The organism is Actinosynnema sp. NPDC023658 (genome assembly GCF_040639995.1).
Taxonomy (GTDB): domain Bacteria; phylum Actinomycetota; class Actinomycetes; order Mycobacteriales; family Pseudonocardiaceae; genus Actinosynnema.
Genome location: NZ_JBFAAX010000106.1, coordinates 2,410 through 16,037, shown reverse-complemented (window position 1 = coordinate 16,037; position 13,628 = coordinate 2,410). Strand labels below are relative to the sequence as shown.

10 protein-coding genes are annotated in these 13,628 nt (G+C 73.4%); 4 read left to right on the top strand and 6 right to left on the bottom strand.

What is annotated here, in order from left to right; translation table 11 throughout:
• The first annotated feature begins 587 nt into the window (after positions 1-587).
• A complete protein-coding gene (locus AB0G02_RS14930) occupies positions 588-3,305 on the top strand; it encodes a cellulose binding domain-containing protein (protein ID WP_360793941.1) in 2,718 nt (905 codons plus the stop codon).
• 8 nt (positions 3,306-3,313) lie between these two features.
• Here the strand turns inward: AB0G02_RS14930 and AB0G02_RS14925 are convergent, their stop codons facing one another.
• The 3 genes from AB0G02_RS14925 to AB0G02_RS14915 form a co-directional block, all read right to left on the bottom strand.
• On the bottom strand, positions 3,314-3,733 hold the full coding sequence (locus AB0G02_RS14925; RefSeq protein ID WP_360793939.1) for a lipopolysaccharide assembly protein LapA domain-containing protein: 420 nt from the start codon (positions 3,731-3,733) through the stop codon (positions 3,314-3,316).
• Positions 3,734-3,769: 36 nt separating this feature from the next.
• On the bottom strand, positions 3,770-6,445 hold the full coding sequence (locus tag AB0G02_RS14920; RefSeq protein ID WP_360793937.1) for an XRE family transcriptional regulator: 2,676 nt from the start codon (positions 6,443-6,445) through the stop codon (positions 3,770-3,772).
• 430 nt (positions 6,446-6,875) lie between these two features.
• A complete protein-coding gene (locus AB0G02_RS14915; protein WP_360793935.1) occupies positions 6,876-8,048 on the bottom strand; it encodes an ROK family transcriptional regulator in 1,173 nt (390 codons plus the stop codon).
• Between the two features lie 61 nt (positions 8,049-8,109).
• On the opposite strand from AB0G02_RS14915, the gene xylA reads away from it, so the two are divergent.
• Both xylA and AB0G02_RS14905 read left to right on the top strand, forming a co-directional pair.
• On the top strand, positions 8,110-9,246 hold the full coding sequence (xylA, locus tag AB0G02_RS14910; RefSeq protein WP_360793933.1) for a xylose isomerase: 1,137 nt from the start codon (positions 8,110-8,112) through the stop codon (positions 9,244-9,246).
• Entirely contained in the window at positions 9,246-10,625 is a 1,380-nt protein-coding gene (locus AB0G02_RS14905; protein ID WP_360793931.1) for an FGGY family carbohydrate kinase, read from the top strand. The genes xylA and AB0G02_RS14905 overlap by 1 nt, the downstream gene beginning before the upstream one ends.
• 44 nt (positions 10,626-10,669) lie before the next feature.
• Here AB0G02_RS14905 and AB0G02_RS14900 read toward each other — a convergent pair whose 3' ends face one another.
• Positions 10,670-11,569: an aminoglycoside phosphotransferase family protein gene (locus AB0G02_RS14900; protein WP_360793929.1), complete on the bottom strand. Its 900-nt coding sequence runs from the start codon at positions 11,567-11,569 to the stop codon at positions 10,670-10,672.
• 64 nt (positions 11,570-11,633) lie between these two features.
• Complete coding sequence (locus AB0G02_RS14895) at positions 11,634-12,374, bottom strand: ZIP family zinc transporter (protein ID WP_360793927.1); 741 nt, start codon at positions 12,372-12,374, stop codon at positions 11,634-11,636.
• Between the two features lie 46 nt (positions 12,375-12,420).
• Here AB0G02_RS14895 and AB0G02_RS14890 point away from each other — a divergent pair, with 46 nt between their 5' ends.
• On the top strand, positions 12,421-13,425 hold the full coding sequence (locus AB0G02_RS14890; protein ID WP_360793925.1) for an NAD-dependent epimerase/dehydratase family protein: 1,005 nt from the start codon (positions 12,421-12,423) through the stop codon (positions 13,423-13,425).
• Position 13,426: 1 nt separating this feature from the next.
• On the opposite strand, the gene AB0G02_RS14885 is transcribed toward AB0G02_RS14890, so the two are convergent.
• The coding region (locus AB0G02_RS14885; RefSeq protein ID WP_360793923.1) for a DUF6480 family protein at positions 13,427-13,628 on the bottom strand (202 nt) is incomplete at its 5' end.

Sequence of the window (13,628 nt, the reverse complement as noted above, 5' to 3'; positions counted from 1 at the left end):
GCGCGGGCCCCCCTTTCCCGCCCCGGCGCCCCCCCCCCCCCCCGGCCCGCGCCCCGGGCGGGGGCCCGGGGACGCGGGCGTTTCGCCCGGTTCGACGGCGTGTTCGACACGGGGGCGCGGGTTACGCACCGCAGTTCACTCGGATGGCGCAACCAGGTCTCTTGCCCGTGGGTGATCAGCCTGGCTACGGTTCCAATCCAGCCTATCTGGGAGCGCTCCCAGACCGCGGTGAGGAGTTCCCGTGCGCGAGGTCGTGAGGCACTTGAACGAGGCGTTCGCCGTCGTGGCGACCGCCTCGTCGGCCCCGCCCGCCACCGGGAGCCCGGACCTCGGACATCCCTGACCCGCCCCGCCCCACGATCCCGGGGGGAGGCGGATCCCTCTCGCCCACCGCCTCCTCCCACCTCTTGCGCGAAGGAGCGCAGCACGATGGCCCGACGCACGCCGCAGCCGGTGGCAGTCGCCCCGCCGGGCCGTGCCGGAGTCGTGCGCCCGGCAGCCGACCCCCGCGGCGCCACCTCGACCCGGGGCTCGGCCGGGTCCGGGGCGTCCGGGGTGGTCCAGTCACGATCCTGGGGAGTGGAGTCATGAAACGGCTTCTGGCGTTGACCACCGCGGCCGTGGCCGCGCTCGGCGTGGTGCTGGTGTCCGCCGCGGCCAGCCCGGCGGCGGAACCGTCCGCCGCGGCCGTGCCCGCGCAGCCGCACAACTGGCGCAACGTCGAGATCGCGGGCGGCGGGTTCGTCCCGGGCATCGTGTTCAGCCCGGCGGAGAAGGACCTGATCTACGCGCGCACCGACATCGGCGGCGCGTACCGGTGGGACAAGACCACGGGCCGCTGGATCCCGCTGCTCGACTGGGTCGGCTACGACCGGTGGGGTTACAACGGCGTGGCGAGCATCGCCCCGGACCCCAAGAACGCCGAGAAGGTGTACGCCGCCGTCGGCATGTACACCAACAGCTGGGATCCCAACAACGGCGCGATCCTGCGCTCCTCCGACCGCGGCAAGACCTGGCAGCGCACGGAGCTGCCGTTCAAGCTCGGCGGCAACATGCCCGGCCGCGGCATGGGGGAGCGGCTCTCCGTCGACCCCAACGACGGCCGGGTGCTGTACTTCGGCGCACCCAGCGGCAAGGGCCTGTGGCGCAGCACCGACAGCGGCGTCACCTGGTCGCAGCTGACGAGCTTCCCCAACCCGGGCAACTACGTCGCGGACCCCAACGACGCCAACGGCTACGGCAACGACATCCAGGGCGTGGTCTGGGTGACCTTCGACCCGCGGTCGGCCACGGCCGGCAGCCCCACCAAGACCATCTACGTCGGCGTGGCCGACAAGGAGAACACGGTCTACCGCAGCACGGACGCGGGCGTCACCTGGACCCGGCTCGCCGGCCAGCCCACCGGCTACATCGCGCACAAGGGCGTGCTGGACACCGCGGGCGGCTTCCTCTACCTGGCCACCAGCGACACCGGCGGTCCGTACGACGGCGGCAAGGGCGACGTGTGGAAGTACAACACCGCCACCGGCGCGTGGACCCGGATCAGCCCCATCCCCTCCAGCAGCGCGGACGACTACTTCGGCTACAGCGGCCTGACCGTCGACCGGCAGCACCCGAACACCCTGATGGTCGCCACCCAGATCTCCTGGTGGCCGGACGTCATCTTCTTCCGCAGCACCGACGGCGGCGCGACCTGGACGCGGGCGTGGGACTTCACCAGCTACCCCAACCGCAGCTTCCGCTACACCATGGACATCAGCTCCTCGCCGTGGCTGAGCTGGGGCGCGAACCCGCAGCCGCCGGAGGTCACGCCGAAGCTGGGCTGGATGGTGGAGTCGCTGGAGATCGACCCGTTCGACTCCAACCGGATGATGTACGGCACCGGCGCGACGGTCTACGGCACCACTGACCTCACGAAGTGGGACAACGGCGGCCAGATCACGATCAAGCCGACCGCCGCCGGCCTGGAGGAGACCGCGGTGCTCGACCTGATCAGCCCGCCGACCGGCGGGGCGCAGCTGATCAGCGGCCTGGGTGACATCGGCGGGTTCCGGCACACGGACCTGGCCAAGGTCCCGCCGATGATGTTCCAGCAGCCGAACTTCACCACGACCACCAGCCTGGACTTCGCGGAGAAGAACGCCTCGGTGATGGTCCGCTCCGGCAACGTCGACGGCTCACCGCACGTGGCGTTCTCCACCGACGGCGGCGCCAACTGGTTCGCGGGCGGCGAGCCCGGCGGCGTCACCGGTGGCGGCACGGTCGCGGCGGCGGCGGACGGCAGCCGGTTCGTGTGGAGCCCGGCCGGCGCGGCGGTGCACTTCTCGGTCGGCTTCGGCAACACCTGGACGCCGTCCACCGGCATCCCCGCGGGTGCGGTGGTCGAGTCCGACCGGGTCAACCCGAACAAGTTCTACGGCCTGGCCAACGACACCCTCTACGTCAGCACGGACGGCGGCGCGACGTTCACCGCCGGCGCGACCGCCGACGCGGGCAAGCTGCACGCCGTGCCCGGCCACGAGGGTCACGTCTGGCTGGTCGGGGACGGCGGGCTGTTCCGCTCGACCGACTCGGGCAGGACGGTCACCGCCACCGCGGGTGTGACCTCCGGCGTCAACATCGGCTTCGGCAAGCCCGCCCTGGAGAAGACCTACCCCGCGCTGTACGCGGTGCTGACCATCGACGGCAAGACCGGCGTGTACCGGTCCGACGACGAGACCGGTCGGTACTGGGTGCGCATCAACGACGACGCCCACCAGTACGGGAACATGGGCGAGGCCATCACCGGTGACCCGCGCGTCTACGGCCGCGTCTACCTGGGCACCAACGGCCGGGGCATCCTCGTCGCGGAGCCGAGCGGCGGGACCAGCGACACCACGTCCCCCACGCACCCGACGGACACGTCGACCACGACCACGACCACCACTACCACCACTACCACCACGACCACCACTACGACGACCACCGTCACGGACCAGCCGCCACCCGGCTGCTCGGTGCGGTACGAGGTCGCCGGTCAGTGGGGAGGTGGCTTCACCGGCTCGGTGAGGATCACCAACCGGGGCACCGGCGCCATCACGGGCTGGAGCCTGGGCTGGTCGTTCGCGAACGGCCAGAAGATCACGAACAGTTGGAACGGCAAGGCGTCGCAGTCCGGCGCCGCCGTGACGGTGACCAACGAGGGCTGGAACGGGACCATCGCAGCGGGTAGCTCGGTGGACTTCGGGTTCCAGGCGAGCTGGCAGGGCAGCAACGTCTCTCCCACCGGCTTCACGCTGAACGGCAGGTCCTGCACCCCGGGATGACCGCGGGTCTACCTCAGCCCTCGTTTGGCCTGGCGGCGCAGCTGCATGATCCGGGCTGCGCCGACCAGGGCCACCACGATCGCGCCGGCGATCGCCGCGAACAGCAGCGCCACCCCCAGCGGCAGCGTGCCCGCCGCGCCGAGGAAGTGGATCGTGGCGTCGGACAGGTTCTGCAGGATGAACACCAGCAGCACGATCAGCACCACGATCGAGGCCAGCACCGCGACCCACGTGCCGCTGATCCTGGTCGGCCTCAGCTTCGCCGGGTGCCCGGCCTCGCGGTCCGCCGTGCCGGGGGAGCCGACCGGTGGGGGGACCGGCTCGACGGCGCCGGGGCCGGCACCGAGCGGACCCACCGCCGGAGGACCGTCGGGGATCGGGTTCACCGGTATCGCCGCGGTGCGGTCGTCGTCACGGGGCGTGGTCACGGCGTGATTATCCGTCCGGGCGTGCCCCAGCGCCATTCAGTCGCACGGGCGGTAGTACTTGACCGCCCCGACCGCGACGCCCACGTACTGCTGCCACTCCTCGCGGGTGATGGGTGCGACCACCTCGTCGCACATCTCGCGGACCGCCGTGTCGAAGTCGAACTCCCAGGCCCGCGTCGTGCCGTCCGACCTGGACGTGGTCACGTGCGTCGGCGCGTCGCCGAACCCCACCGCGTAGACGCCCTCGGTGAGGTAGTTGATCCGACCGCGCTCGACCGGGTTCCGCGGGTCCGCCAGGTCCCACCGCGCGACGTTGTCCGCGCCGACCGTGGCGAGCGCGGAGCCGTCCGGGTACAGGCCCAGCGCCTTGATCGCGCCCCGGTGCGCCTTGCTGGACCACAGCTGTCGCGGCGCCGACCGGTCCGTCAGGTCGTACAGCCGGACCTGGCCCTTCCCGGTGCCGACCGCCAGCGTGCGCTGGTCGTGCGACAGGGTGACCGCGGTGATGTCCAACCCGATGTCGACCTGCGTGAGCAGCGCCGGCGCCGCCGGGTCGGCCACGTCCCACATCCGGACGACCCCCGCCGCGTCGAACGTCAGCACGATCGCGCCGTCCGCGCTGTAGGCGATGCCGACGACGGGGCGCGCGTGACCGGGCAGGCGCGAGGCCTCGGTCGGCCGGTTCGGGTTCGCGAAGTCCCAGACCACGACCTCGTCCACGTCCGAGACGGTGACCAGGGTGCGCGCGTGGGCCGGGTCGAGCGCGATCCGCTTCACCGGGGAGCCGAAGGTGTGCGTGACCTCGGCGGTCACGTCCGTGACGTCCCAGACCTTCGCCTGGTCGTCGACCAACGTGGTGGCGAACGCGAGGGTCGAACCGTGCACGGCGATCGACGTCACCGTCTCGCCGGCCGGTCCGGACACCCGCGTCCTCGGCTGTCGCTTGTCGTCGGGGTCCTGGAGCGCCTGGGCCGACGCGAACGCCGCGCGGGCGGCCACGTTCAGCTCGCCGGCGGCCCGCGCGCTGAGCACGCCGTTGCGCGTCTCGTCGTTCGGGTTGAGGTCGTGGGCGGCGATGGCGAGCTGGTCCGCGAGCGGCGGGTCGCTGCTGCGCAGGGCCTGCGACTGGTTGGCCACGTACCAGGCGGCCGACGAGTTCCAGCCCGCCGCGGCTTCCTTCTGCGCGTCGATCGCGAGCACCCCGGCGGTGCCGGAGATGACCAGCAGCACGGCCAGCAGCGCCACGAGCTGACGCAGCCTGCGGGTGCGCCGCTGGGCGAGGACCCGCTCCCGGTCGCGGGCCCGGACGCCCTCGGCCAGGAAGTCGCGCTCCTGGGCGCTGGTGCGGACACCGCTGCGCTGCGTCCACTCCAGGGCGGTGTCCAGCCGGGTGCCCCGGTAGAGCGCGTCCGGGTCGCGGCCGAGCGAGTCCCAGGTGGCCGCGGCCTCGGTGAGCCGGCGCATGGTGCGCAGCCCCTCGCGGTCCTCGGCCAGCCACCCGCGCAACCGCGGCCAGGAGCGGATCAGCGCCTCGTGCGCGATCTCCACGCTGTCGCGGTCCAGGGTGAGCAGCCGGGCGTGCGCCAGCCGGTCGAGCACCACGTCCACGTCCACGTCGTGGTCGAGCTCGGCGCGCGGCAGCCGCCGCTTGGTGTCCTCGGTGCCGTCACCGAGCGCCGTGAGCCGGAGGAACACCTGCCTGGCCAGCACCCGCTGGTTCCGCTCCAACGACATGTAGGTGCGTTCGGCGGTCTGCGCGATGGCGTGCTGGATGCCGCCCGCGGCCTCGTAGCCGGCCAGCGTCAACGTGGTGCCGCGCCGCCGGCGCCAGGTCTCCAGCAGCGCGTGCGACATCAGCGGCAGGACGCCCGCCTGACCGGTGGCGTCCGCGATGAGCCGGGACACCAGGGCCGTCTCGACCGTGCACGACGCCTTCACGGCGGGTTGCATGATCACCTGGCGCAGTTCCTCGGGCCCCATCGGTCCGAGCAGGAGCTGGCCGTCGGTCAGCGCCTCCACCAGCTCCGGGTGCTGCGCGCAGTGGCCGTAGAAGTCGGCCCGCACGCCGATCACGACCTTGCCCGGCGCGGCCAGCAGGGCGTCGATGTAGGCGTTGCGCCGCTCGGCGTCCGGCCAGAGGGTGAAGACCTCTTCGAACTGGTCCACGATCAGCAGGTCCGCGCCGAGGTCCGGTGCGGCGGTCTCGCTGGGCGAGGTCAGCACGACCCGCCCGGTCACCCGCGGCACCAGGCCGGCGCGCAGCAGCGACGACTTGCCCGCGCCCGACGCGCCGAACACCGCGACGAACCGGCGTTGCGCGATGCGCTGCTCCAGGTCGTCGAGCAGGTGGTCGCGGCCGAAGAACCACTCGGCGTCCTCGGTGCCGTACGCCGCCAGGCCCGCGTACGGCGGGTGGCCCTCGTCGGCGGCGGGGTCCTGGTTGGGCTGCACCTCGGCGGCGACCTGCCGCCACCGGTCCTCCCACTCGGCCACGTCGCCCTCGCAGGCCCGCACGTAGGCCAGCGTCACCGCGAGCGTGGGCAGCTTGCGCCCGCCCGCCGCGTCCGACAGCGTCGTCGCCGAGTAGTGGGCCCGCGCGCCCATCTGCCGGTAGCTGCGCCCGCCCGCCTTGTCGCGCAGCGACCGGAGGTCGGCGGCGAACTTCAGCAACGGGCTGTCACCGACGTCCAACGGGCGCTCTCCACGCGGCACCGATCCCACCCCCTGGCAGTCTCCGGACGATTGTCCGCACCGACAAACGTGCCGTCCAGGCTGTCAGACGCGCGCCCCGCGTGCGTCCGCTTCCGCACGTGCATTCGGGTGAACGAGCGCTGTGACCTGCTCATCTGTGACGGTCGGTAGTCGAGTCGGCACGCGGTGGCGAACAACGGGCCGTGACAGCCCAGGCCGGTCGGCCCGTGACCTCGATCGCCGCCGCCCCGGTCACCGACCGTCGTCCCTTCGGCCGAAGGCGACCCGGACCACACCGATCCCTCACTCCCGGCCGTCCTGAACGTTCAACTCGGGGCACCCGGACGTAGGACACGCCCGACCTGGGCGTTGGACACGCGCGCGTGTCCTACGTTCCGAACGCGCGTGTCCTGCGTTCGGAACTGGTGAGGTGAGCGTCCAGGGCGTGCGGTCAGGACAGGGCGGTGGTGACGTAGGGGTCCGGGTCGGCCAGGATCGCGCGCACGGCCGTGGTCGCGGCGCCGCGGACGGCGGCCTCGGCGCCCAACGACGAGGCGACCACCCGGACGGGCGACCACTCGCCGCTGACCACGCGCCGGTCCAGCTCGGCGTGCAGCGACTCCCGCAGCCACGGTTCGAGGCGGGCGTAGGTGCCGCCCAGCACGACGACGGGCAGGTCGAGCAGGTTCACCGCGCCGGACAGCGCCACACCCAGCCACCGCGCCGCCGAGCGCACCGCGGTCGTGGCCGTGCGGTCACCCTCCGCCAGCTTCCCCAGCAGCTCGTCCACCCCGGTCACGCCCGCCGCGCGCACGATCTCGTCCTGCCCGGCCAGCCGCTCCAGGCACCCGCGGGACCCGCACGCGCACCGCGGCCCGCGCGGGTCGACGGACAGGTGCCCGATCTCGCCGCCGAACCCGGACACGCCCTCGAACAGCGCGCCGCCCACCACGATGCCCGCGCCGATGCCGATCTCACCCGAGACGTGCAGGAAGTCCGCCGCCACGTCCCCGTGCCACAGCTCGGCCAGCGCGGCCAGGTTCGCCTCGTTGCCGACCAGCACCGGCACGTCCATCGCCAGCCTGCGGTCCAGCTCGCCGCGCACGTCCACCTCGCGCCAGCCCAGGTTCGGCGCGACCCGCAGCGACCCGCCGGCCACCTCCACCAGGCCCGGCACGGCCACCCCTACCCCGCCGATCGGCACGTCCTGCTTGGCCGCCGTCCGCACCGCCGCGGCCACCTTGGCCAGCACGCGGGCGGGGGAGGAGGCACGGTTGTCACTGGGCCGCAGCCAGCGCGCCCGCACCCGCCCGGTGAGGTCGACGAGGCAGGTGGCCAGGTAGTCGACCCCGATCTCCACGCCGAGCCCGTGCGGGCCGGTGGGCGACAGGTGCAGCGCCGTGCCGCGCCGGCCGGGACCGGACCTGGCCTGCGCCTCGCCCTCCGCGACGAGCCCGGCGCCGATCATCCGGTCCACCAGGCTCGACACGGTGGCCTTGGTCAGGCCGGTGCGGGCGGCCACGGCGGCGCGCGACGACCCGGGGGCCTCCGCGATGGCGTCGAGCACGAGGGCGGAGTTGTGCCGTCGCACGGTGCGCTGGCTCGCGGGCTGCGGTCTGGACACCACTGGATCCTAGCGGCTGAGTGCGATAAGTTCAGGCATCAAACTTATTGGAGGTGCCCTCGTGGACAAGTTCAGCTTCGGCCTGTGGACGGTCGGCTGGCCGGGACGCGACCCGTTCGGTGACGCGACGCGACCCGCGCTCGACGCGCCCCTCGCGGTGCGCAAGCTCTCGGAGCTCGGTGCCTGGGGCATCACGTTCCACGACGACGACCTGTTCCCGTTCGGCTCGACGGCCGCGGAGGTCGACAAGCGCGTCGCCGCGTTCCGCTCGGCGCTGGACGAGACCGGCATGGTCGTGCCCATGGTGACCACCAACCTGTTCACCCACCCGGTGTTCAAGGACGGCGGCTTCACCAGCAACGACCGCTCGGTGCGCCGGTTCGCGCTGCGCAAGGTGCTGCGCAACCTGGAGCTGGCCGCCGAACTCGGCGCCGAGACCATCGTGATGTGGGGTGGCCGCGAGGGCTCCGAGGTGGACGCGGGCAAGCCCGTGCACGCCGCCCTCGACCGCTACCGCGAGGCCGTCGACACGGTCGCGCAGTACTCGATCGACCAGGGCTACGGCTTCCGCTTCGCGCTGGAGCCCAAGCCGAACGAGCCGCGGGGCGACATCCTGCTGCCCACGATCGGTCACGCCCTGGCGTTCATCTCGACGCTGCAGCACCACGAGCTGTTCGGCGTGAACCCCGAGGTCGGCCACGAGCAGATGGCGGGCCTCAACTTCGTGCACGGCATCGGCCAGGCGCTGTGGCAGGGCAAGCTGTTCCACATCGACCTGAACGGCCAGAAGGGTCCGCGCTACGACCAGGACTTCGTGTTCGGCCAGGGCGACCTGCTGTCCGCGTTCTTCCTGGTCGACCTGCTGGAGAACGGCGGCTACGAGGGCCCGCGGCACTTCGACTACAAGCCGCTGCGCACCGAGGACCTCGACGGCGTGTGGGAGAGCGCGGCGGCCAACATGCGCACCTACAAGATCCTGCGCGAGCGGGCTGCGGCGTTCCGCGCCGACCCCGAGGTGCAGGAGGCGCTGAAGGTCAGCGGCGTGTACGAACTGGCCGAGCCCACGCTCGACGAGGGTGAGTCGATCGCGGACTTCCTCAAGGGCGAGGACATCGACCCGGAGGCCGCGGCCGAGCGCGGCTTCGGGTTCGTGCGCCTGGCGCAGCTGGCGACCGAGCACCTGTTGGGCGCGCGCTGATGGCGCTCGTCGCGGGCGTCGACTCGTCCACCCAGTCCTGCAAGGTGGTGGTGCGCGACGCGGACACCGGCGCCCTTGTGCGACAAGGGCGTGCGGCGCACCCGACGGGCACCGAGGTGCACCCCTCCGCGTGGTGGGACGCCCTCCAGGCGGCCATCGCGGACGCGGGTGGCCTGGACGACGTGGCCGCCGTGTCGGTGGCCGCGCAGCAGCACGGCATGGTCACGCTGGACTCCTCCGGCGAGGTGGTGCGGCCGGCGCTGCTGTGGAACGACACCCGTTCCGCGGCGGCGGCGACCGAGCTCACCGCCGAGCTGGGCGGTCCGGACGAGTGGGCCGAGGCGATCGGCAGCGTGCCGGTGGCCTCGCTCACCGTGACCAAGCTGCGGTGGTTGGCGGCGAACGAGCCGGAGTCGGCGGCTCGGACGGCGGCCGTGTGCCTGCCGCACGACTGGCTGACGTGGAAGCTGTCCGGCGGGACGTCGTTGGACGCCCTGACCACGGACCGCAGCGACGCCAGCGGCACGGGCTACTGGTCGCCCTCCACCGGGGACTACCGGCCGGACCTGCTGGAGCTGGCGCTGGGCAAGGTCGTCGCGCTGCCGCGCGTCGTCGGCCCGGCGGAGCTGGTCGACGGCCGGTTCGGCGCGGGTGCGGGCGACAACGCCGCGGCGGCGCTGGGCGTGCAGGCGCAGCCCGGTGACGTCGTGGTGTCCATCGGCACGTCCGGCACGGCGTTCGCGCGGTGGCCGAACCCGGTCGCCGACGGCACCGGCACGGTCAACGGCTTCGCCGACGCGGAGGGCGGCCACCTGCCGCTCGTGTGCACCCTGAACGCGTCACGGGTGCTCAGCGCGACGGCGTCCGTGCTCGGGGTCGACCTGGCCGACCTGTCGGACCTGGCCCTGAGCGCGCCGGCGGGCGCCGACGGGCTGGTGTTCGTGCCGTACCTGGAGGGGGAGCGGACGCCGAACAAGCCCGACTCCACCGGCGCGCTGCACGGCCTGAGGCTGGACACGATGACCCCGGCGCACCTCGCGCGCGCCGCGGTCGAGGGCCTGCTGTGCAGCCTGGCCGACGCGATCGACGCGCTGGTGGCGCTGGGTCTGCCGGTGTCCCGGGTGCTGCTGATCGGCGGCGGGGCGCGCATGCCCGCCGTGCAGCGGCTCGCGCCCGCGGTGTTCGGCTGCCCGGTGGTCGTGCCGTCACCGAGCGAGTACGTGGCCGACGGCGCGGCCAGGCAGGCGGCGTGGGCGGTCGGCGGCGCGGACGTGCCGCCGCTCTGGTCGGAGCTGGCGTCGACCTCGGTCGAGGCCGACCCGACCCCGTGGGTGCGGGAGCGCTACGCCACCGCGCGTGAGCTGACCGTCGACCGCTGAAGGAGCTGAAGGGGTACCTCCGGCCGCGGGGGTACCCCTTCTCTTCACGGGGCGTCCGCCAGGACCTCCTCGACCACGTGCCGGTGCTCGGCCGCGCGCCGCTCGTCGGTCTCCTGCGCCAGCGTGATCAGGGCCTTCCACAGCGCCCAACCGCGGGCCCGCGCCCACGTCGCCGCGTCCAGGCCCAGCGCGTCCCGGAACGCCTCCCGGCTCTCGCCGGAGAACATCGTGTACGCGATGACCAGGTCGCAGGCCGGGTCACCGACACCGGACGTGCCGAAGTCGATGACCGCCGTCAGCTTCCCGCCGTCGACCAGCAGGTTCCCGCTCGCGATGTCGCCGTGGAACCACACCGGCGGCCCGGACCACCCAGGCGCGCGCAGGGCGGCGTCCCACACCGCCGCGGCCCGCTCGGTGTCGACACGGCCTTCGAGCACGGCCAGCGCGCGTCGGGTTCCTTCGTCGTAGTGGCCCGGCGACGCGCCCCGGTGGAAGCTGTGCGCCCCCGCCTCGGGACCGCCCGTCGCGTCGACGCGGTGCAGGGCGAGGACGAAGTCCGCGATCGAGAGCGCGAACCCCGTCAGGTCGTCGACGCGGTCGGGCGCGGCGGTCCGGCCGTCCAGCCAGCGGCGGACCGACCAGTGGAACGGGTAGCCCTCGCCCGGCACGCCCAGCGCCAGCGGCTCGGGCACCGGGACCGGCAACGACGGCGCCAGCACCGGCAGCCACCGGTGCTCCTTCGCCACGGCCGGCGCGTAGCCCTCCGCCGTCGGCAGCCGCACGGTCATGTCGTCACCGAGGCGGTACGTGCGGTTGTCCCACCCGTCGACCTCCACCGGCGTCACCGGCAGGTCGGCCCACTGCGGGAACTGGCCCTCCAGGAGCCGCCGCACCAGGCCTGCGTCGATGCCGGCGCGACCGTCGCGGTGGGTGGTGTCGACCATGCCGCGAGCTTGGCGACCCCGGACGTCCCCGGCAACGCATTTTCGGGTGCGCGGGGCCGCCGGGTCACGCGTGCGACAGGGCGAACGCGCTGAGGAACCCGGCCACCGTCACCAGGCCCACGAGCAGGTGGGCGTCGTCGAACGCCTCGGGGATCATGGTGTCCGCGACCATCGACAGGATCGCGCCACCGGCGAACGCGGTGATCCCGGCCAGCCACTGCGGCGGCGCGTCGGCCAGCAGGCCGTAGCCCGCCATCGACGCCAGGCCGCTGATCAGCGCGATCCCGGTCCACAACCCGAACACGTAGCGCCGCGACCGACCTGCGCCCCGCATCCCGGCCGCGGAGGACAGGCCCTCCGGCACGTTGCTGATGAACACCGCCACCACGGTCACCGCGCTCACCCCGCCGCCGGCGAGCAGGCTCGCCCCGATCACCACCGACTCGGGGATGCCGTCCAGCAGCGCGCCGACCGCGATCGCCGTGCCCGACCCGCTCTGCTCGGACTCCGAGGGCTGCAACCCGCCCGACCTCTTGCGGTGCCGCGCGCCGCGCTTGGCCAGCGCCACGTTCGCCGCCGTGTAGACCAGGGCGCCGAGCGCCGCGCCGGACGCCGTCGCCAGCAGCCCGCCCTGCTCGTGCGCCTCGTCGATCAGCTCGAACGACACCGCCGACATCAGCACGCCGCTGCCGAACCCCATCACCGCGGCCACCACCCCGCGCGGCACCTTCACCAGGTAGCCCACGAGCGCGCCCACCAGCAGGGCAGATCCCGCCAGCAGCCCCCAACCCGCCGCTTGGAACACGCCGCCTCCTCGTGTCGCACCCGCCCAGCGCGGGTACCCGACCGCCATGAGGATCGTCGTCACCGGCGCCACGGGCAATCTGGGCACCGCCCTGCTGCGCCGTCTCGCCGACGAACCGGGCACGACCGCGCACGGCATCTCCCGCCGCCCACCGCGGGACGAACCGCCCTACGACATCGCCTGGACGCCGGTCGACCTCAGCCGCGACGGCGCGGAGGAACCGCTGACCGAGGTGTTCCGGGACGCGGACGCGGTCGTGCACCTGGCGTGGCGCATCCAGCCCGGGCACGATGAACGCGCCCTCTACCGGGCCAACGTCGCCGGCAGCGACCGCGTGTTCACCGCCGCGGTCAAGGCCGGCGTGCCGCACCTGGTGCACATGTCCTCGGTCGGGGCGTACTCGCCGGCGGCCAAGGACCGCACGGTCGACGAGACCTGGCCGACCGACGGCCTGCCGAACTCCTACTACAGCCGGCACAAGGCCGCCGTGGAGCACCTGCTCGACCGCGTCGAGCGCGACCACCCCGGGCTCACGGTCACCCGCGTCCGCCCCGGGTTGGTGCTCCAACCGGAGGCCGCCGCCGAGATCAAGCGGTACTTCCTCGGCCCGCTGGTCCCGCACGCCCTGTTCAAGGCCAGGCTGCCGATCCTGCCGCTGCCGCGCGCGATGGTGCTCCAGTTCGTGCACGCCGACGACGTGGCCGACGCCGTCGCGCGGATCCTCACCACCAAGGCCGAGGGCGCGTTCAACCTGGTCTCCGACCCCGTCGTGACGCCCCAGGTGCTCGCGGAGGTGATGGGCGCGCGGCACGTGCCGATCCCGCCCGCCGTCCTGCGCACCGCCGCGCGGGTGACCTGGCGGCTGCGCCTGCAACCGACCTCGCACGGCTGGGTCGACCTGGCCCTCACCGCGCCGCTGCTGGACGCGACCAAGGCGTTCAGCAGGCTGGGCTGGGCGCCGCGGCACAACTCCCGCGACACGCTCAGGCAGCTCCTCGACGGCCTCGGCCGCAAGGAGGGCCTCCAGCCCAGCCCGCCGCTCGCGCCCTAGCTCAGTAGAGGTTCATCCAGCCCATCACCTGCGCCACCACGAACGCCAGCGCCAGCAGCGTCACGATGCCCACCGCGATGAGCGTGACGATCGGGCCGCGCCGCGACGGCATCGGCTGCGGGTGGGACAGGCCGGAGGTCTGGCCGGAGTCGGGGGGGGGGTGGCCGGGGGCGCCGCCAACCCCCCCGCGGAGTCTCGGGGGT

Coding starts and splice junctions, on each gene's coding strand:
- AB0G02_RS14930 (WP_360793941.1), top strand. CDS start 588: ATGAAACGGCTTCTGGCGTTGACCACCGCGGCCGTGGCCGCGCTCGGC.
- AB0G02_RS14905 (WP_360793931.1), top strand. CDS start 9,246: ATGGCGCTCGTCGCGGGCGTCGACTCGTCCACCCAGTCCTGCAAGGTG.
- AB0G02_RS14890 (WP_360793925.1), top strand. CDS start 12,421: ATGAGGATCGTCGTCACCGGCGCCACGGGCAATCTGGGCACCGCCCTG.
- AB0G02_RS14900 (WP_360793929.1), bottom strand. CDS start 11,569: ATGGTCGACACCACCCACCGCGACGGTCGCGCCGGCATCGACGCAGGC.